The 21,373-nt window shown below is 23.5% G+C and carries 22 protein-coding genes; 7 read left to right on the forward strand and 15 right to left on the reverse strand.

The annotated features are described in order from the left end of the window. Window positions 1-61: 61 nt before the first annotated feature. Window positions 62-754, reverse strand: a complete 693-nt coding sequence (gene sfsA, locus Q4E08_RS04615; protein WP_303128937.1) for a DNA/RNA nuclease SfsA — start codon at window positions 752-754, stop codon at window positions 62-64. 364 nt (window positions 755-1,118) lie between these two features. On the opposite strand from sfsA, the gene Q4E08_RS04620 reads away from it, so the two are divergent. The 3 genes from Q4E08_RS04620 to Q4E08_RS04630 all read left to right on the forward strand — a co-directional run bounded on the left by Q4E08_RS04620 (window position 1,119) and on the right by Q4E08_RS04630 (window position 3,618). Further along, window positions 1,119-1,367 carry a DUF1292 domain-containing protein gene (locus Q4E08_RS04620; RefSeq protein WP_303128938.1) on the forward strand — a complete coding sequence of 83 codons (249 nt, stop codon included), beginning with the start codon at window positions 1,119-1,121 and terminating at the stop codon, window positions 1,365-1,367. Window positions 1,368-1,766: 399 nt separating this feature from the next. Next, on the forward strand, window positions 1,767-2,645 hold the full coding sequence (locus Q4E08_RS04625) for a DUF1700 domain-containing protein (RefSeq protein WP_303128939.1): 879 nt from the start codon (window positions 1,767-1,769) through the stop codon (window positions 2,643-2,645). 1 nt (window position 2,646) lies between these two features. Then, window positions 2,647-3,618, forward strand: a complete 972-nt coding sequence (locus Q4E08_RS04630) for a DUF4097 family beta strand repeat-containing protein (RefSeq protein WP_303128943.1) — start codon at window positions 2,647-2,649, stop codon at window positions 3,616-3,618. A gap of 72 nt (window positions 3,619-3,690) precedes the next feature. On the opposite strand, the gene Q4E08_RS04635 is transcribed toward Q4E08_RS04630, so the two are convergent. Next, a complete protein-coding gene (locus Q4E08_RS04635; protein WP_303128945.1) occupies window positions 3,691-4,113 on the reverse strand; it encodes a hypothetical protein in 423 nt (140 codons plus the stop codon). 149 nt (window positions 4,114-4,262) lie between these two features. Between Q4E08_RS04635 and Q4E08_RS04640 the strand changes: the two genes are divergently transcribed. Both Q4E08_RS04640 and Q4E08_RS04645 read left to right on the forward strand, forming a co-directional pair. Further along, window positions 4,263-4,574, forward strand: coding sequence for a DUF3892 domain-containing protein (locus Q4E08_RS04640; protein ID WP_303128946.1), 312 nt, complete (start codon window positions 4,263-4,265; stop codon window positions 4,572-4,574). Between the two features lie 204 nt (window positions 4,575-4,778). Next, complete coding sequence (locus Q4E08_RS04645; RefSeq protein ID WP_303128947.1) at window positions 4,779-5,372, forward strand: DUF2628 domain-containing protein; 594 nt, start codon at window positions 4,779-4,781, stop codon at window positions 5,370-5,372. A gap of 28 nt (window positions 5,373-5,400) precedes the next feature. Here the strand turns inward: Q4E08_RS04645 and Q4E08_RS04650 are convergent, their stop codons facing one another. The 5 genes from Q4E08_RS04650 to Q4E08_RS04670 all read right to left on the reverse strand — a co-directional run bounded on the left by Q4E08_RS04650 (window position 5,401) and on the right by Q4E08_RS04670 (window position 9,630). Continuing rightward, window positions 5,401-6,120: a hypothetical protein gene (locus tag Q4E08_RS04650; RefSeq protein ID WP_303128949.1), complete on the reverse strand. Its 720-nt coding sequence runs from the start codon at window positions 6,118-6,120 to the stop codon at window positions 5,401-5,403. 166 nt (window positions 6,121-6,286) lie between these two features. Next, entirely contained in the window at window positions 6,287-6,871 is a 585-nt protein-coding gene (locus tag Q4E08_RS04655) for a hypothetical protein (RefSeq protein WP_303128950.1), read from the reverse strand. A 277-nt stretch (window positions 6,872-7,148) separates the two neighbouring features. Further along, a complete protein-coding gene (locus Q4E08_RS04660; protein ID WP_303128952.1) occupies window positions 7,149-8,009 on the reverse strand; it encodes a YitT family protein in 861 nt (286 codons plus the stop codon). A 196-nt stretch (window positions 8,010-8,205) separates the two neighbouring features. Beyond that, a complete protein-coding gene (locus tag Q4E08_RS04665) occupies window positions 8,206-8,850 on the reverse strand; it encodes an FMN-dependent NADH-azoreductase (RefSeq protein WP_303128953.1) in 645 nt (214 codons plus the stop codon). 60 nt (window positions 8,851-8,910) lie between these two features. Further along, entirely contained in the window at window positions 8,911-9,630 is a 720-nt protein-coding gene (locus Q4E08_RS04670; protein ID WP_303128955.1) for an N-acetylmuramoyl-L-alanine amidase, read from the reverse strand. A gap of 168 nt (window positions 9,631-9,798) precedes the next feature. On the opposite strand from Q4E08_RS04670, the gene Q4E08_RS04675 reads away from it, so the two are divergent. Then, window positions 9,799-10,065 (forward strand): DUF1294 domain-containing protein, encoded by a 267-nt coding sequence (locus Q4E08_RS04675; protein WP_303128956.1) that lies wholly within the window; start codon window positions 9,799-9,801, stop codon window positions 10,063-10,065. Between the two features lie 30 nt (window positions 10,066-10,095). Here the strand turns inward: Q4E08_RS04675 and Q4E08_RS04680 are convergent, their stop codons facing one another. From Q4E08_RS04680 to Q4E08_RS04710, 7 genes are all read right to left on the reverse strand, one after another. Next, window positions 10,096-10,773, reverse strand: coding sequence for a cation:proton antiporter regulatory subunit (locus Q4E08_RS04680; RefSeq protein ID WP_303128957.1), 678 nt, complete (start codon window positions 10,771-10,773; stop codon window positions 10,096-10,098). Between the two features lie 93 nt (window positions 10,774-10,866). Continuing rightward, window positions 10,867-12,399: a cardiolipin synthase gene (gene cls / locus Q4E08_RS04685; RefSeq protein ID WP_303128961.1), complete on the reverse strand. Its 1,533-nt coding sequence runs from the start codon at window positions 12,397-12,399 to the stop codon at window positions 10,867-10,869. Window positions 12,400-12,543: 144 nt separating this feature from the next. Beyond that, window positions 12,544-13,344, reverse strand: a complete 801-nt coding sequence (locus Q4E08_RS04690; protein WP_303128963.1) for an SDR family NAD(P)-dependent oxidoreductase — start codon at window positions 13,342-13,344, stop codon at window positions 12,544-12,546. A gap of 86 nt (window positions 13,345-13,430) precedes the next feature. Beyond that, a complete protein-coding gene (locus Q4E08_RS04695) occupies window positions 13,431-14,435 on the reverse strand; it encodes a HAMP domain-containing sensor histidine kinase (protein ID WP_303128964.1) in 1,005 nt (334 codons plus the stop codon). Next, a complete protein-coding gene (locus Q4E08_RS04700; protein WP_303128966.1) occupies window positions 14,432-15,106 on the reverse strand; it encodes a response regulator transcription factor in 675 nt (224 codons plus the stop codon). The genes Q4E08_RS04695 and Q4E08_RS04700 overlap by 4 nt, the downstream gene beginning before the upstream one ends. A 154-nt stretch (window positions 15,107-15,260) precedes the next feature. Next, window positions 15,261-17,237, reverse strand: coding sequence for an FtsX-like permease family protein (locus tag Q4E08_RS04705; RefSeq protein ID WP_303128967.1), 1,977 nt, complete (start codon window positions 17,235-17,237; stop codon window positions 15,261-15,263). Further along, window positions 17,227-17,991 (reverse strand): ABC transporter ATP-binding protein, encoded by a 765-nt coding sequence (locus Q4E08_RS04710; protein ID WP_303128969.1) that lies wholly within the window; start codon window positions 17,989-17,991, stop codon window positions 17,227-17,229. Before Q4E08_RS04710 ends, Q4E08_RS04705 begins: the two co-directional genes overlap by 11 nt. A 209-nt stretch (window positions 17,992-18,200) precedes the next feature. Here Q4E08_RS04710 and pyk point away from each other — a divergent pair, with 209 nt between their 5' ends. Further along, entirely contained in the window at window positions 18,201-19,619 is a 1,419-nt protein-coding gene (gene pyk, locus Q4E08_RS04715; protein WP_303128970.1) for a pyruvate kinase, read from the forward strand. A gap of 540 nt (window positions 19,620-20,159) precedes the next feature. Here the strand turns inward: pyk and Q4E08_RS04720 are convergent. After that, window positions 20,160-21,373, reverse strand: a 1,214-nt coding sequence (locus Q4E08_RS04720; RefSeq protein ID WP_303128971.1) for a hypothetical protein, incomplete at its 5' end; no start/stop codon positions are given.

Here is a 21,373-nt window from a genome sequence, read left to right on the forward strand (position 1 = left end):
TTTACTTTATAATTATTACTTTAATTATAAAATACAATATTATGTTTTAGAAGTAAATTTTCTAAAAATTAACTTCAATTCTATTTGTTAATGTTATTGAATCTTTTAAAACATCACATTCATAAACAAATATATCTACTCCATTATCTCTTGCTTCTCTTAAGGCTTTACCAAATTCATTATCTCTTTCATCATTTGGTGCAAAATCTTTCATATTATTCATTTGAAGTAAAAATAACACACCTGCTCCTCTACCACTTTTTTTAACTTCTATTAACTCTAATAAATGCTTTCTTCCCCTTTCTGTTGGCGCATCAGGAAACATTGCATGACCGTCTTCTTCTAATGTAACACCTTTTACCTCTAAATAATATTCTTCCCCATTATCATTAGATAATTTAAAATCAAATCTACTATTTCCAAAAGTTTTTTCTTTTAAAATATTATTATATCTAATTAATTTCTCTATTTTTTTATTTTGTAAAGCTTCCATAACTACTTTATTTGGTATTTGCGAATCTATACTTATTAACTCATTTCCTTTATATACAGAAATTAAATCATATTTAGTTTTTCTTGTAGGATTATTTTCTTTTCTTATAAGTACTTTAACTCCTTCTACAAGTAATTCCTTACATCTTCCTGTATTAGGAACATGCACAGTTATCTCCTCCCCCTCAAGCTCTACTAATGCATTAAATCTATTTGGTCTATTTATAAATTTAGCCTCAAGTATTTCTTTATTATATTCCATATTTTATCTCCTTTAAAGTTATTCACATTATCCACATTTTTTATCCACATCTTTGTGAATACTGTTAACATTTTTCATCAACATAAATTATTTTTCTTAAATAAATTCTAACTAATAATCTTTATTTCTACAACACCCATCATATTGATTATTTTTTTATTTTTTTGGTATATATTGTGGTGTTTTTATACTATATTTTTTATGGAAATTATTCTTTATTTTTACATATTATAAACATAGTTATCCACATTATCAACAACAATTCTTAATAAATCCTTTAAATAAGCCATTTATAGCCTGTTAATTATTATTCTGAATAATTATATTTTTTTGTAGAAAAATATAGTGATATAACTTTTAAGGAGTGATTATTTTGAATACTGGAAATATAATGACATTTTTAGATGAAAATAATAATAAAATTGATTATTCTATTTTAGAACAAAAATTATTATGTGGAACTGAATACGTTGCATTAGCACCTGTTAATTCTCCAAATCAAATAGAAATATTTAAAATTAAATTTGATAAAGATTGGAATGAATCATTAGAGGAAGTATCATCTGAAAAAGAATTATCAATGTATAAACAAATTTCAAAGCTTAAATTTTAAGCAAAAGTACATTTAAATTAAAAAGAATTTCTATAATTTCATAATATAAAGCTATTAATATGTATATTTTTATTAATATACTTAACTTCATAAAGACTTTAATTGAAATATTGAAATTCTTTTTAATAAATATTATTTCTAAAATTATACTTTAAAATTTAGAAAACAAGTAATTAAATTGTATAAAAAATAATATTATGTAATTCAGAATTTTTATTTTGTAAATAATTATAAAAATCCTTAACAAATCTTATTAAATTCTTAAGTCTCTTAAAATAATCTTTAAATACGCACCAATACGTTGAATTGTCATTAAGCGAATATTATACTATGAATATGAAATTTTTTACAAAATCTATATAACTTTTTGTAATTTAGTTATAATAGGGGGATGTCAATGTGACTAAATCAGAATTTTTATCAATACTTGCAAATGGACTTAAAGAACTTCCTGATAGAAAGCTTGCTGAGATTATTTTTGATTATCAAGAAAATTTTATATCTGGATTTTCTGAAGGAAAAAATGAAGAAGACATTATAAATGAATTAGGAAATCCATACGATTTAATTGTTCATTATAAAAATCTTTATCTAAAAAATAGTTATAATGAATATACAAAAGACTATCACGAAAATGATTATAATAAATATGTAAAAGACTATAGTGATACTTCAGATAAAACTGCATCTACTAATATAAATGATAAAGAACAATTTTCTAATGATTTAATTTCAAGTTCTAATATTAGTACTGATACTAAATCAAGTGAAGAATCAAAAAGTAAAAATAATGATTGTAAAAAAGAAACAATAGATCATATTAATTACTCATCTAATTCAAATATTAGAGATACTAATAATACATCTAAAAAATTTTTCTCTAAAAATTTTTCAATCAATATACGTGGAGTAATAAAACTTGCTTTAATTTGTTTTTTGTTCTTATTATGTATCCCAATAATTCTATCTATCGGAGGGCTTGCCTTCGGAATATTTGCTGCAATAATTGCAATACTTATAGCAGCTATAGCTTTTAGTATTGCTTTAAATATAGGTAGTATATCTGTTTTGTTAGGAAAAATGGGATTAGTTATATTAGGAGCAAGTAATACACCAGCATTTATAACTGAATTTCCTACTGCTTCAATAATCATGTTTATAATAGGCTCAATTTCATTAACTTTACTTTTTATAATGCTAACTTATTATTTATTAAAATTTTGCTTATTCTATTCAATTAAATTAGTAAAAAAAATATTTGGTAAGGAGGCTAACTAATATGAAAAAACCTCTTATAAAAAAGAAATATAAAATTGCTTTATTAGTTCTTCTTATAATTTGTATAGCTTCATATATAAGTTCTGTTGCAATACTTTATAATAGTGGTTATAGATTATCAAATTACAAAGAAGATGCCAAAAAATTCTTAGGATTTGATTCTCGATTATTTAATGCAGAAACTTGGTTTGAAAATACTATTGCTACAACCAAACAAGCCAAATACACTATAAATAAAGATATAGATTCTATAAATATAATATCTAATAATTCTGATATAAGAATATATCCTAATAATTCAAATGAACTATCATTAGAATTTTCTATATCAGGTAAAGAAAGTATAGTTAAAGATTTTAATTCTAAAGAAATAAAATTTAATAAAAATGGTGGAACTTTAACTTTTAACACTGAGAACTTAGATTCATCAATAGATTATAATACAATAAATATTTCTATACCTAAGAGCTATAATAAAAATTTAACTATAAAACCAACATTATCTCAAATATCTATAATTAATTTAAATTTGAATAATTTAAACATAAAAGGAGATACTTCATCGGTTGAACTTTCTGATATAAAAGCCACTAATGTTGATGTAGAAACACTTGGTGATATAAGTTGTACAAATTCTAATTTTAAAAACTCTAAAATTAAAAATGACAACGGAAAGATTTATTGTAATGGATATTTTGGAAACTCATCTATAGAATGCTATTCAGGAGAAATTGATTTTTCATTTACTAAACTTGGTTCATCTACTAGTATTTCAAATACTCATGGAATAATAAATATATATAATAGAGGTAATGTAAGTGATTATTCATTAAATGCAAAAACTCGTAATGGCGAAATAATAGCATTAAATGATAAAACTTTTGATAAAAAAATATATACAAAAAAATTCGGTAATGGAAAAGATATCTTAAGTATAAAATCAACTGAATCTGGAGTTATAAACATAAATTAAATAGAATAATTATATAATCTTTATATTTTAGTATTAAAAATCACAATATACTTATGGTATATTGTGATTAATTTAAATATTCATATAGTTATTCATCTTAAATTTTAATCTTAACATCTTCTCTTCTTCTTCTGAAATATTCAAATATTTTTTTGCCCAAATATCTTCATTTACTTTTTCAAAGTTCATTATGTCAAATTTATCATCTTCTTTATATCCATACCAATATTCAAGAGAAAAACTACACCAAAATTTTAATATTAGATATTTTTTATTATGAACTAGCATATTAATTTTAAAACATTTTCTTCTTTTTAAATATTCATAAAAATCTATTACATTATCTGCAATATTTTTTTCAAATATGAAGTTATCAAAAAACCTTACTTTAGAACAATTTGAAAATTCTTTTATCTTTATTATATCAACATTTTTTTCAAATAAATATTCTTTTGCATATCTATAAAGATATAAAGTATATAAATCTAACTTCATAAGAACCTCCACTATTTAAATTAATTTATAATGGTCTTATAATAATTTATTAAATTTAAACTTATATTAGAATAATAATCTAATATTTTACTGAATAATTTTTTTAAAATTACTTAAACTATTATTGTATCAAATGGAGGTGTATTTAAATGAAGGATACTATAAAAGATAATATGACCGGAAATGTACCAAAAAATATTAATAAAATAGTTCCAACACCTAAAAGTGATGCACAAGAAATTACTAAAGTTGTTAAACACGGCGGGTTAATAATAGGATATGAACTTCAAAACGGCCACCAAGTTGATAAAAATGCTGCAATTGAAATGGCTAAAAGAGGAGAAATCAAAGGTGTTGGCGTTGGAGTCTCCGCTAAAGGCGAAGAATATCTAAGAAGTTTACCAGATGGAGATGAATCTAACAACCTAAGTAATTTACCTATAATAACTATTCATGCATAACTATAATTTTTAACTACACTAAAGAGGGGTTAACTTATCCCCTCTTTCCTCATGTTTAAACATATTTTTATTTTTAATTTATATTGAACTAAATTTTACTTTATTGAAACAATACCTTCTTATATTTAATACAATTATTCATTACTATTTTGTTATAATAAACTAAGAACTTATATTTAAAACTTATAGAAAGAAGGGAATTATATGATTTCAGAAGAATTAAATAATTCACAAGAATTCATAAATACTGAAGAAAATTCAGAACAAAAAAATAGTACAAGCACTTCTAATAAAATAACAGATTTAGATATTATTAATTTTATTGGAAATAAAAATACTAAGTATTATTTTGAAAAATTTAAAAATAACCACGAAAAATCAAATTTTGCATCATGGAATTGGGCTTCATTTTTCTTAGGAACATATTGGTTATTATATAGAAAGCTTTATAAATGGTTTATTGGAGTATTTTTAATAAAATTATTTGGCGGTATACTAATAGGTACATTCAGTTCTACATTAGCTGCTATTTTTGACTTAATAATTATGATTTTACTTGGAGTTTATGGAAACTGTATTTATGTACATGATAGTAAAAATAAAATTACTTCTCTAAAATCATTCTTTAATAAGTTTGGAGATAGCTCAGAAGCTCTAAAAGAAAATGGAGGAACTAATATTGTAGCTCCTTTAGTTCTATTAGCTGTATGCTTATTATTTGCAATTATGTTTGTATTAGTATTTGCTTCAGTATTTTCTAGCATGTTTATGAATTATCCAATGGGATTAGGATTTTAAAAAAAGGCTACATATATGTAGCCTTTTTTTATCTATATATTGTACCTGTTAAATTAACATGATCATACTCTTCAATAGGTTTATTATTATAAGTAAAAACTACTCCTCTAATCCAATCACCTTTATAAGATTTTTGTAAAAAACTTTCTGTAAGTGCCGTGTAAGTTGATAATCCTCCATAAGAACCTTGAAACCACTTTTTCACCCATTCATTATTTCCACTGTCCTTTAAATTTATATAAGCTATATTATTTTTAACTTCTTTTACTTCTATCTTCATTGAATTAAATTTTTTATTTGATAACTCTACAGCTATTTTATTTAAATCTTCTTTTATAGAGTTTGATGAACTTTTAACTTCACCAATAATTATTTTTTTATCGCCTAATTCATCTAAAGAATATAACTTAAATACCTTATTTTGATTCTTCTTAATTTCTTCATACTTCCTTTTTTCTTCTTTTCTGCTCTTTTCTTCTTCTATTCTCTTAACTTCCTCCTTCTTTTTTGCTTCTTCTACTTTCTTTTTTTCTTTCTCTAATCTTGCTTTTTCTGCTGCATCTTTTTCCTCTTTAGCTTTTTTTAATTCTTCTTTTCTTTTAGTATCTTCTTTCTCTTTTTCTTCATTGTTATCTTCCTGATTAATTACTTCATTAGAATTTTCAGATATACTTTTATTCACACCAGAACATCCAATTAAAGATATAGATCCAATACAAATAATAAAAGTAATTAAAAACCTTTTCATAAAAATCCCCCTTAATATAACAAAAAATAAATATATTCCTTCAGACTAATTCTATCATCTACTAAATATATTTATTAATTTATTCTATATCAAAGAAAAAAGATACACAAATAATATTATTTATGTATCTAAAAAAATTCAATCTATATAAATAAACAAAATTTAATTAATCTAATATTTCACTAGGACTAAGTCCACCTAATATTGCAGTAAGTACTTCACTATCATTTGTAATTTTCCACGTATCATCTATCTTCTTTAGCTTAACTTTAATATTTGTTGTTTTAAGCGGTGTTTCTTGATTTTCTAAAGCACTTAAAAATGCAGCATCGAAATCCCCACCTATTGGATTTCCATATTTATTATTATTATTTAATTGATTTTCATTAAATTGTAATGCTTGTACATTTTGCATATAATTATTATAAATATAATTTCCGTCAAGAGCTGTAACTTCAACATCTGCAATTCCTATACCATTTTTTTCTTCTGTTTTATTTATTTTATATGATATCTTGCTTGCCCAATATTTTATAGCATCTTTTCTTTTATCATTATAACTATCAAATTTATTTATAGACTTGGCTAATAATCCACCATCTTCAACATACTTGTTTGCATTATTTAAATCCAATTCCTTGTATGCTTTAAAAAAGTCATTAACACTATCGTAAATTTTTCTATTAGCACCACATGAAACTAAACTAAATAATAATACAACTATAACTGGAATTGATATTACTTTTTTCACATTAATCCCCCTCTTATTCCGTAATTTATATTTGATTATTTTAAAACTTAATATACACAATAATCTTTTATTATAAATTTAAATAATATATTTATTGCTATAAACTTATATAAATTTATTTGCTTTTATTTCAATTATATCAATATATTAATAGTATTATTAACTATATCTATTCTTGTTAACATTAATTTTAATTATTATCTCAACATAGTTTATTTTATTAATTATTTTTATAAAAAAAGACAAGTGATTATAAAAACACTTGTCTTATAAATTATTAAAGTCCACTAACCTTTAAGAAACCTTTTCCTTGAACTTCTTCTATATGTCCTATAGTAAAGAAAGCTTCATTATCTATCTTTTCTATAAAATCTTTTAATTTTTCTAATTCCTTTTTATTTAAAATGGAATAAATTATTTCTTTCTTCTCTTTGCTATAAGCACCTGAACCTGCTAAAGCTGTACATCCTCTCTTTAATTCGTCCATTATAAATTTTGATATTTCTTCATTTTTATTACTTATAATAGTAATTTGCTTTTTCTGATTCATAATAGATAATATTTTATCTATTAATGGTCCATTTATTACAACAGAAAGTAATGCATAAAATCCTTTATCTACCCCAAATGTTATAGCCCCTGATAAAGTTACTAAAAAATCTACACAAAGTAATGCTATACCAATATTAAAAGTAGTGTACTTATTTAATATTTTAGCTAATATATCAGTCCCTCCAGTTGATGCATTTATATTAAATACTATTGAAAGTCCTATAGCAACTATTATAGTTCCTAAAATAGTTGCAAGCATTAAATCATTAGTTAACGCTTGTGGATGTATAAATTTATCCATAAACCATAATATAAAAGATAAGCCAAAGCTTGCATAAATAGTTTTAAGTCCAAAATCTCCACCAACTACAATAAATGCCAGTACAAATAAAAATAAATTAACTATAAATGAGAAACTACCAACACTTAAACTAGGTATATAATGAGTTACTACAACAGCCAGTCCACTTACTCCTCCAGCAGCTATACAATTTGGTGCAAAGAAATACTCTATTGCTATTGAAATTAGAAGAACTCCTATAGTTATTATTCCGTATTCTTTTATGTTTTCTTTCACAATTAACATCTCCTAATACAACTTTTATTTTTCTTTTGTTAAACACAATAACTAGAATAACAGAAATTTTATTCATATGATAGAGGTTTTTTTGAATAATTATAATTTTTTTTATTATATTTAGTTATTTTTTTGTTATTTTATGCAAAAAATCTAGATAATATTTTAATATTTCTAATATTATCTAGATTTATCAAAATTTCTTTTATGATTCAAAATCCTCTATAATTGCATCTATTTTTTTCATCGCTCTATGTTCAGCATCCATTTTAGTATATTTATCAATTCCTGTCCCATCAACTAATAATTCTTTAAACTTTTTAATTCCTAAAAATTTCATTATATCCTCAAAATATTCAACTCCTTGACTTAATTTTCCTCTTAAAATCCAAGGAATCTCCCCACCTGAAGATTGAACATAAACCATTTTTCTATTTCTATCATCTAATGAACCTTTTATTTTTTCATCTTTAATTTCAATAGTCTTACCAACCTGAACTATACAATCTAAATACTCCTTTAAAGGAGCTGGAAATGATAAGCTCCACATTGGTGCAGCTATTACATACATGTCAGCACTCCTAAATTGATCACATAATTCATTTATTCTATCAACTTCTTTTTTATCATCATCATTTAAATTTTCATATTCTTTATTGTCTACTAAACAATTCCTGCCTTTAAAATAATTATATTTTAATCTTGGTATATAATCTTCGTACAAATTTATTTCCTCTAATTTATATTGAGGATTTCTTTCTAATATTGTATTTACAAGATGCCTTGCTACTTTTCTGCTAGATGATTCTTCTTCAGGTTTTGAATTCACTATTATGTGTAATAACTTCATATTAAAAACACTCCTAAAATAATAATACTTTAATATTAGTATTGTTTATTTTAAGAGTGTTTATTCTATTGAATTAGTTAATACATTTACAACTTTATCTTTTATTTTATCTATATTTATATTTTCTCCTGGACATAAAGTATCATTGCAATCTCTATGGCCTATTATATTTTCCATATTATATTTTACAACTAAGCTTGATGCTAAATTTACAAGACTAGTCATCTGGGCTTGTTCTATATTTTCTTTATCATAACTTCCTTCTAAGCATATTCCTATACTTCTACTATTTTCTCCTATAGCATGTGCTCCTTGCATTTTTTCTTCTCTTCCTCTATATATAGTTCCATCTTTTTTTATGTAGTAGTGGTATCCTATACCACCATAACCTTTTTCTATGTGCCAAGAATGTATTTCTTTTGGTTCAACATCAGTTGTAACAGCATGATGTACAACTATTTTATTTGGTACATTATTCTCTATAATGTCTTCATTCCATTTATAATTAACTTCTTCTATATTTAAATTTCTTATTAAATTGTCAATATTTTCTGCTAAAAGGCTGTTCTTAACTTTTCCGTACTTACTATTATTCATCAAAAATGTTGAATATCTACTACTTGATATTTTAGTATAAATAAAAAAACTAAATATTATTAAGGTTAACGCAACAATTGTAAAAGTTCTTCTTCTTCTTTTTTGCATAATTCTTTCATATCTCATCTTTTTTTTATGAAACATCTCAATTTCTCTAAGTTTAGCATAATTTGTATTTGCCATTCCCCATCACCCCTTAAAAACCTTTAAATATCTAAGACATGCTTCATTTTATACCAATATTCTATAAATAAATGTTACCATATTTTGTAAATAAATGCAAACTTTTTGTTCTTTTTATATTATTTATCTGATAAAATATTAAATCAGTAATATAAGGAGGATATAAAGTTGAATAATTTATTTATATTTTATTTGTTAATCATTAATATATTGGGCTTTATATTTATGTATATAGATAAAGAAAAAGCTAAAAAGCATAAATGGAGAATATCAGAAAACACATTAATTATTTTATCTTTATTAGGTGGTAGTATTGGAAGTTTTATAGGAATGAATAAATTTAGACACAAAACAAAGCATATTAAATTTAAATATGGTATTCCTTTAATAATTATATTTCAAATAATTTTTATATATTTGATAGTAAATAAATAAAAAAGAACTACTTAGTAGTTCTTTTTTTGTTTATTGTCCACTTACATATTTAAATTCTGATCTTATATTTTTTAAATTACCATAAACAGTTATGTTATCATATATCTCAAATATGTAATCAGGAGAAGGAAATTTTATAAATTCATCTCCTTTATCTATATTTAAAACTTCTATTTCTAAATCTTTAAGATTACTTTCCATTATACTTTTTCCAATCAAACTTGAATCTTTTGCTAAATAAATTTCATATATTCCATATCCCTTTGTATCCGTAATTAAAGTAAAATGCTTAGCATTTAACTTTTCCCATATTTTCGATTTTGATACAGATAACTCAATCTTTGATTCAAACTTTTCAAGTAATGAAGTTTTATGAAAAAAAGCTACTACAATAATAAATATTATAACTACTGTAAAAAATCCAATGCTCGTAACACTATCTGAAAGCATTCTTACAAAAAATGATATAAATGTTGCCGTACTTACATAACTTATTACCATAAGCCAACTTGCAAGTTTTCTTCTTAATGGATTTCTAACTATCATTTCACTTTCCTTTGTAGTAAATCCTGTACTAGTAAGTAAAGATATTACTTGAAATCTTGCTTTTTTTAAAGGCATTCCTGTAAGTCTAAAAAGTACTGAGAAAAAATCTATAACTAAAAGAAATATTGCAAGAAACAATATAAACGTCAAGATTAAAACCATAAACTTCCCCCTTAATTTTTCTTCTGTAAAAAACTAATTTATTAAGAGGACTTTTTAAAAAAAAGTCCTCTTAACTTAATTATAAAGCAAATATTACATAAGTGGTGCAAAAACTCTAAATATAGCTGTTAATATTCTGTTATATACTTTAACATGCTTGCAATCTTCTAACGTTATTTCTGTACAAACTTTTAACGTATTTATATAATCTTCTTTTATTGCATTTATAGAACTTGTTTTATATAACCAAACTCCACACTCAAAATGAAGATATAAACTTCTATAATCAAAATTTATAGTTCCAACTGTTCCTACCTTATCATCTGATACAACAGTTTTTGAATGTATAAAACCAGGAGTATATTCATATATCTTAACTCCAGCTTTTATAAGTTGAGGATAATATGCTTTAGTAACAATATGCGCATACCACTTATCTTCTATATGAGGCGTTATTATTCTTACATCCACCCCACTTTTTGCAGCTAAAGTTAATGCCGTAACTAATTCATTATCAATTATCAAGTATGGAGTACATATGTAAACATAATCTTCAGCCTTATTAATTATATTCAAATAAACATTTTCTCCTACAATCTCATCATCTAAAGGGCTATCTGCATATGGCTGAACATATCCATCACTTTCAAATTTAAATTTATCTTTTGGGAATCTAAAATCATTATAATCAATATTTTCACCACTATTGAAACTCCATATTTGTAAAAACATTATAGTTAAATTCCAAACAGCTTCACCTTTTATCATTATTGAAGAATCTTTCCAATGACCAAATCTAACTATTTCATTTATATATTCATCAGCTAAATTTATTCCTCCTGTAAATGCTGTATGTCCATCAATTACAGTTATTTTTCTATGGTCTCTATTATTTAATATTATTGAAAGAAATGGTACAAATGGATTAAATACTTTACACTTTATACCTCTTTTTTCAAGTTCTTCATTATACTTATAAGGAAGTGTAGTTAAGCATCCCATATCATCATATATCATTCTTACATCTACGCCTTGTTTGGCTTTTTCTTCTAAAATATTTAAAATAGTATTCCACATTTTACCTTCATGAACTATAAAATATTCCATAAAAATATATTTTTCTGCTTTTTTTAATTCTTCAACTAATCTTTCATAAAACTTTTCTCCAGGAGATAAATACTCAGTTAACGTATTTTTATATACCGGAGACTCTGCATATTTACTTGTATACTTAGCTTGGTTAGCTATTGATTTATCTTGTTCCTCTAACTCACGAATTATCATTGGATCTTGTATTAGAGCCCCTTTAAATTCATAATATACTCTAATTATTTTTCTTTTAAAATTATTATTAATTTTCTTTCCACCAAATAATAAATAAAACAAACCTCCAAATACAGGAAACAATAAAACAGGTATTGTCCAAGCTAATTTATATGATGGGTTATCTGTTCTACTGACTATGTATATTACTACTAAAACACTTATTATAAAGAAAAATACATACAAGTATACAAATGATTCACTAAGCTTCCATATCCCTATAATCAATATAATTAGTTGTATAAAAATTAATAGTCCAACTATGGCTATTCTACTAAATAAAGAATCAAATATCCTTCTCATTTATTCCTCCTTAAAAAGTTCATTACTCTGTAAAGTCCACTACTACTATTTTAATATAAATTCTTTTTTTATTAAATTAAATTTGAAATAAAAAGAACTTAGATTTTACTAAGTTCTAAAAAATTTATTAAAAGTATAATTAATTTATCTACCTATAAGTCTAAGTCCTTGAATAACAAATGATTGATATGTAGGTGATGTATATCTAAATTTAGGTTTACGTTCCTCAACCGCTCTTATATATTTTAAAACTATTGACTCAGTATCTTTTTCTTCTAAAATTTTAAATCGCTCTTGCTCTTTGCACTTAATCTTATTAAATTTATCCTTAAAATATGAATTATTTCTCATCCACACATACTTCTTTTCCATATTAAGTTGATTAAATCCAGTAGCATAAGCTCCAGGCTCTATTAATACAACATCTATATCACAGTTTTCTAACATATTTAGTTCATCTTTTAAAGATTCTGCAATTCCTTCTATTGCAAATTTAGTAGCTGAGTAAGGCGAAAAAAATGGCATTGATATTCTACCAACCAATGATGATACAAAAATTATTCTGCCCTTTCCTTTTGTAATCATATTTTGAAGTGCTAATTGAGTTAATTCTAAAACTGAAAATACATTAGTTTCAAAAGTTCTTCTATAGGAGTCAATCGGAACTTCTATTACTGAACCAGTATCTCCAATGGCTGCATTATTTATTAAAACATCAATATCATATTCTAAAACTTTTTTTCTATCTTCAATTGATAATAAATCTAATTTAAAGGCTATTAAATTGTTTTGTAATTCATTATCTCTTGCATATTCGTTAATCCATTTTGCTTCATCATCATAATGTGTTGTTGCATAAACTCTATGTCCTAATCTTGCTAATTCTATTGAAGCATCTTTACCTATTCCTGTTCCAGCTCCTGTAATTAATATCCTTTTACTCACATTAAACCACTCCTATTTTTATATATATAAGTATTATTTCATTTTAAATTTAATATTAATCACTTTTGCTAAAATATTTATAAATTTTATATATAGGTATTTCCTACTGGAAAAATTATACTAACCTTTGTTCCTTTTCCCTTATCAGACATTAGTGCTATTCCAAGTCCTAATTTATCACAAAGCTTCTTACATAAATATAATCCTATACCTGTTGACTTACCAAATATTCTACCGTTTTCTCCTGTAAATCCCTTTATAAAAACTTTATTTAATTCAGATTTTTCAATTCCAACTCCACTATCTTCAATATTTAAAATTATTTTATTTTTTTCTTTATTGCATTTTATAGAAATTTCTCCTCCACTTAGAGTGTATTTTAATGAATTTCCTAATATTTGATTTATTATGAATTCAATCCACTTTATATCACTAAATATATTTGCTTCTATTTCCCCAATATTTAGTTTAATTTTCTTACTTATAAAATCTCTTGAATTCTTTTTAACACAATACATTACAGCTTCTTTTAATGAAAATTGCTTTACTATATAATCTCTATTAGCTTCATCACTTTTTGAATAATACAAAACTTGTTCTATCATATTATCTATTTTTTTAAGTTCACCTGAAATATTTTTTGTTACTTCATTTTTATTATTTTCTATAATAAGATTTGTTGATGCAATTGGTGTTTTTATTTCATGAACCCACATTTCTATATATTCTCTATATTCATTTTGCATATTTTTATAAACATTTATATGCTCATGCATATCTTTATTAGCTTCTTTTAATGCATTATAAACTATTTGTCCTTCTAAAAACTCAGGCTTATTTATTATTTCAGCTAACAAATATTTTTGATCTAATTCATTGCTTAATTCTATTATTTCACTATAAAATCTTTTTTCTCTTAAAAATTGAAATATTATATAAATAAATAAAGGCATAAACCATATACAAAATATAACAAATATTATTCCATTTCCAAATTTTAAAAAATTCATTAATATAGACATTAATATAAATAATCCTAAATTTATTATTAAAAATATACTTTTATCTTTTAAATAACTTAATAAACTCATGGCATTATATACCCAAGCCCTCTCCTAGTTTCTATTATATCTTTAACTCCTACTTCTTGAAGTTTTTTTCTTATTCTAGTTACATTAACTGATAATGTATTATCGTCTACATAATAATCAGAATTCCATAAATATTCCATTAAATCATCTCTACTTACAATTTCACCTTTTCTCTCCATTAAATATGATAATATCTTTATTTCATTTTTTGTAAGTTCTAATGTATTACCATCTTCTAGAATAATTATTCCTTTTGATAAGTCTAATTTTAAATTTTTATATGTAAGTATATTGGAATCATTTTTTACTCCATTTACCCTTCTAAGAATTGCTTCTATTCTTGCTAAAAGTATTTGAGTGTTATAAGGCTTTGTTATAAAATCATCAGCACCCAAATTCATACTCATAATTTCATCCATATCACTATCCCTACTTGTTACTATTATTATTGGAACAGATGATTTTTTTCTAATTTCTCTACATATATGATATCCATCATAATAAGGTAAATTTATATCTAATAATATTAAATCTAAATTAGTTTTTAAAACATCTTCTATTACATTTTCAAAATCAATAATTAATGTAGTTTTATATCCATACTTTGAAAGAAGCTTCCCAAGTTCTTCTCTTATAATTTCTGTATCTTCTATTATCCCAATATTAAACATAAAAAACCTCCTATCCCTTCATTTAAACATATTTATAAAATATACTTTATTTTAAATAGTATTATATATTATTCTAAGTCAATTTACATAATGTTCAATAAAATATTTGAACTTATAAAAATAGAGCTACTACAGTAGCCCTATTTTTATTTAATTAAATCTTTTTAACTATATTTTTATAACCAAAATATGTCGCAATAAAATATCCACTATATACTATTATTATAAATACCATAGTTAATAACGAAGATGATATTATACTTGGCTTTCCATATAATGCTATAAATGAATTAGTAACCTTTATAGCAACTACTGAATGAACTATAGCAAGTGCTAATGGAAGCATAAAATATGATAATGTTTGAATAAATATTGTTTTGTTTATCATTTTTTCTGGTGCTCCAATTCTTCTTAATGAATTATATCTTTCAGCACTATCACTAGCTTCTGATAATTGTTGAAGAGCAAGCACTGCTGCACTTGATATTAAGAAAATTATTCCCAAATATAATGCAATATATAGTATTAATGCAGTTGAAGCATTCATAACTTCTAATGTTTCTATCTTAGTTGTTAGTCGTAAAAAAGTACCATTAAAATCATTATTATTTTTAAAGAATTCAGTATAATATTGTTGCGATTTATCTTTATCATTTCCATATTGTATATCTAAGAAAGATTGATTAATTTCTAATCCATTTACAACACTATCTGGAACTATAATATTAAATAGAACTTCTGCCGCTGATTGAGTAGATATAGGATTTTCTATTAATTTATTATCTTCTAATGTATATTTCTTATTTTCTATTTGTATTTCACTTGATTTTTTTATAAAGTTTTCTATTGTAGGTCTCATTTGTTCCATATTAGATTGTATTAAAAACTTATTTTCATCTAACTTTAAAGGTTTTTCTCCATTTAATGCCCTTAATTCATTAAACTCTGATAATGGAATAGCCTTTATATTTCCCATATGCCCATTCTCAATGGTTTCTTTTATATTTCCATTCGCATATTCTCCCAATAGACTATTAAAACTTACTTTTGTATCATAAAGGTTTATGTAAGCATACTTATCTCCACTTATAATTTTAAACTTAGTTTTATCTAATATATTTTTAATTGAATCTTTTTTATTTTTATCAAAATATGCAGTAACTGAAGCATCATATTTAGCAATATTATCAATATTTTGTTTCTTAAAACCTACACCTGTTGATAATATACTAATAGTTAAAAATAACATTAAACAAATAACTGCCATTGATATAAAATTTGTGTTTATCTTGCTATTCATTTGTCTTAAAGTAAATATATTTAATTTTTTTAAATATATTTTTTTATTTTTTTGAATTATAACTATTAAAAAGCTTGTTAAGCCATAGAAAAATAATACTGTTCCTACTATTCCTAAAAGTATTGATATTTTAAATTCAGGTTTGGTAAAATCTAATCCAATTTTAAGTATTAATTTATAAGCAAATACTATCATAACTATTGAAATTATAAAAAGAATTCCTGCAATAAAAGGGTTCTTAATTTTGTTCTTTTCTCCCTTTTTATGAGCATTAAGTAAATCAATAAGTTTATATTTTGAAATATTAAATGTATTAAATATCATAACTATTAAAAATATAACACCAAAATATATTATTGTTTTTATTATTGAATTTACAGATACTATAAATTGGTATTTTATTATATTTACTTCAAATAATTTTGAAGTAATAATCGCTAAAAGCTGTGATATTAACATGCCTGCAATAAGTCCAATAATTAATGAACCTATACCTATTAACAGTTCTTCTATAACTAAAAGTTTTGACATTTTTCCTTTGCTCATTCCAAGAGACATATAAAGACCTAATTCTTTTTTTCTTCTTTTTATAAGAAAGTTATTCGCATATATAATAAGTCCACCAAGTATTACTGATACAAATATTGATATGTATGACATTCCATTTGACATAAGCTCTAAATATTGTTTTTTAATACCCATCATGTCTTTTTGGGCATCAATTGAATTAAAACTATAAAATATACATACCGCAAATGTTAATGTTAGAAAATATATAGTATAATCTTTAAAACTTTTCTTTACATTATTTATTGCTAACTTAAAATACATTAGTTTCCCCCCCTAGAAGAGTAACAACTTCAATTATTTTATCAAAGAATTCTTTTCTAGAATTATTTCCTTTTGTTACTTCATTGAATATTTTTCCATCCTTTATAAATAAAATTCTATCTGCATAACTTGCTGTGAATGGATCGTGGGTTACCATAAGTATTGTTGCTTTTAATTCTTTATTTATCTTTTCAAAACTTTCTAGTAATTGTCTTGCTGATTTTGAATCAAGTGCTCCTGTTGGTTCATCAGCCAATATTAATGTAGGATCAGTAACAATTGCCCTAGCTGATGCAACTCTTTGTTTTTGACCTCCTGATACTTGATATGGATATTTTGATAAAAGTGTCTCTATTCCTAATTTTTTTGATACATCTTTAACTAAATTATCTATTTCTTTAGGTTTTCTGCCTTGTATTGTTAAGGCTAACGCAATATTTTCATAAACAGTTAGTGTATCTAATAAATTATAATCTTGAAATATAAATCCTAGCTTATCTCTTCTGAATTCTTCCAATTTCTTTCCTTTTAATCTTGTTTCATCTTCCCCATCTAAAAGTATTTTACCTGTAGTTACTGTATCTATTGTTGAAATACAATTTAATAGTGTTGTTTTACCACTTCCTGATGCTCCCATTATTCCAACAAATTCTCCTTCTGTAACATCAAAACTTATTCCATCTAATGCTTTTGTAACGTTATCTTTATTTCCATAATATTTTTCTATATTTTTAACTTCTAATATATTTTTCATCAGTATGCCCTCCTTGAAATTATCTTATGTGTATATATTAACTTCTTTACATATAATCTCATATTTATTTATATTTCATTTAACTTACATTTTCGTAAGACAAAATTTGTAAACATTTAAATAATTAAATAAATTTAACCCCTTTTTTATATTTAAATATGTATAATCTTATTATAACAATTTACAAATTTATTATTTGAGGTGATATAATGCAAAAAACAAAAGTAATAGCTACTTTAAACAAATCTAATTTTAATAAAGAAAGCTTAAAGACATTAATTAATCATGGTATGAACGTAGCAAGAATAAACTTATTGCATTATTCATATGATGAAGCAAAACTTGCTGTTAAGCTTTTAAGGGAAGTTGACGAAGAATTAAATACAATTACAGCAATTCTTATAAATATTAAAGACAATAAAATTAGAACTAACTCTTTTATAAATAGTGGCTTTGCTCTAAAGAAAGGTCAAAATTTTTCTTTCTTATGTGGTAGTGAAATTATTGGAGATGATACTAGGTGCTCCATATCAAACTCATATCTACATAAAATTTTATCCCCTTCTGATAAACTATTTATAGATAATGGTCTTATTCAATTTGAAGTTATTGAAATTCAAGGACGTGAAATTAAATGCAAGGTTATAGTTCCAGGATTTATATCTGCAAATAAACAATTAAATTGCTCTAAAATAAAAGAACAAAAACCTCTAATTACAACTTTAATGGAAAAAGATATTGAATTTGCTTGTAATATTGGTGCTGATTTTATTTCTGTATCTTCTGTAAGAACTAAAAATGATATATTACTATATTTTGATAAAATATTAGAATATAGAAAAAGCTCAATGACTCAATTATTATGTAATGTTGAAAATATTGATTGTATCAACAATATTGATGATATACTAAGTTTTTGTGATGGAGTTATTATTTGTAGAAATGAAATGGGTATAACTATTAAATACGAAGAAATACCAGCAATTCAAAAAAATATAATAAATAAATGTATTAAAAATAATAAAATATCTATAGTTGCTAATCAAATATTAAGTTCAATGATTACATTTAATAAACCTAATCGTTCTGAAATAAGCGATATATTCATAATAATATCTGATAATGCTGATGGAGTTATGCTTACAAGATCAACATCTATAGGTAATAATCCAATTGAAGTATTAGATACATTATGCAAATTATTAAAAGATGGAGAAAACAAATTAGAAATTAAAAATAAAATATTAGAAGAATGTATAAATAAAACCTTAGGATATGATGATATAATGTATTCTTCTATAGTCAATATGGCTAATAACTTTCCAACTAAAGCTATATTAATAAATACTTTAGATGGTAAAATGATTAAATCTATATCAAAATACAGACCTAAAGCTAATATAATTGCAATAACACCTAATAAGGAGGTTGCTAGAAGTTTATTATTGCAATACGGTGTAACACCTTTTGTATATAATGATTTTATAAGCGATAATAAATTTTTAGATGATTGTAGAAATTTTGTATTAAAAAATAAAATTGCAAATAGATTGGATACTATTATAGTACTTACTTCTAATAGAGATTCATCATTTAAAGATAATACTTTAAAAATAATGACAGTATAAAATTAAATTTCTTCACATAAAAAGAAAGAGCATATTGCTTAATTAAGATTTACTTAATCAAACAATATGTTCTTTTATTTTATTGGTGTAGTCTTATTTATGTAATTCTTTTTCTTTTATTTTGTTAGCCATTTTTTCTTGTTCTTTTCTTAATTCATTTGTTTTTGTTTTTTCTTTTTCAATGACAACTTCATCATATCTTTTTTGACTCATAATTATCATCCCTCTCAACATCTTGTCCAAATCTTGTCTTAATATTAACATCTATTATAAATGAGGTAAAATATCCTTTAGTTAATATTATCTTTTATTTGTTTATTTTTCTTATTAAAGTTAGTTTAAATAAAAAAATATATATTTAATGTTCTAATATCTAATGTATTCTTGCTTTTAATATATATTATTATTTATTTTACATATTATTAAAGTTATTAACTTAAGTTTATATATAAAATACTATAAAAGTTTTCATAAAAAATAAGGTATTTACTCAATTTAATTGAAGTAAATACCTTAGTATATAAATATTGCTTTATGGGCTTAATTAAAATTAATTGCTGTGCGTAATTCATTTTCTACATTTTCATACCATTCAAACCATCCATTATCTGAGTATGAATTAGTAATTGTGAACGTAGAATTATCAGCATTTTGTTCCATTTCAAACTGACTATAATTTATACTTTTATTATTTGAAATTGAATCTAATTTGTAATTCATAGGAACACTTTCTTTTATAGTGTATTTATGTCCGTACTTAAGTCCTTCAAATTTTGCTATTTGTCCATTTTTTATTGCTACTGATTGAACATTTTTATTATCTGTATTATCTATTAAATTTATTACAAATAATTGTTTATCTACATTATTTTTATCATTATTATTTAAATCTTCATAACCTTTTATTCTTTTTACTATATTTATAGTTCCAGTCTTTCCTTTTATATTTAAATCAACTTTATTTGATTTAATTTGTTTATCATACCCATTTATTTCTACATATGCAATATTACTTGCCTCACTTTCGTTAATATTAGTAATATTCCAAATAGTAGAAAATGTAACTTTATTATTTAAGTTATTTTTATCATATTTTTGCAAGGTAAAATTATTTGGATTTATATACACTTTACCAGAATTAAACTTCCAATCAACTTTATCTTTTTCACCATTACAAGTTAAAATATCTTTTAATGATAATCCACTAATTGATTTATCAGAATTATTTGCTACTACTATATCAAATTTAACTTTATCTCCAGCAACTAATTTATATTTATTTTTATCAAAATCTGTTAATGTGTTATTATTTATTTGAACTACCTTTTTCTCTACTGATATATTAGGTTTAAAATTAGTTTTTATTTTTAAAGAATTACTGTCACTTGTTATAAGCTGTTTATTAAAATATGTTCCGCTAACCTTAACAGTGTTATAAAATTCTTTATTTAAATCAGAATATTTAGTAGAGTTATTTTCAAATCTTAAATTTTTTTCATCTTTTATTATTATATTTGAATCCTTATTCATATCCCCTATTTTATATTCGTAATTTATTCCCATATTATTATCCTTATCTGTAACAACAACATTTTTTACATTATTGTCTAAAGCACTAACTTTAAACTTAAAATATACAGGAACATCAGCCGAAATATCTGGTATATTATTATTTGTATTTAATATAATATCCTTATCTTCATCTTGATTAGTTTTAATTTTATCAATATCTGATTCTTTAATTTTATCTTTAT

Source organism: Clostridium sp. (assembly GCF_030532265.1).
Taxonomy (GTDB): domain Bacteria; phylum Bacillota; class Clostridia; order Clostridiales; family Clostridiaceae; genus Clostridium.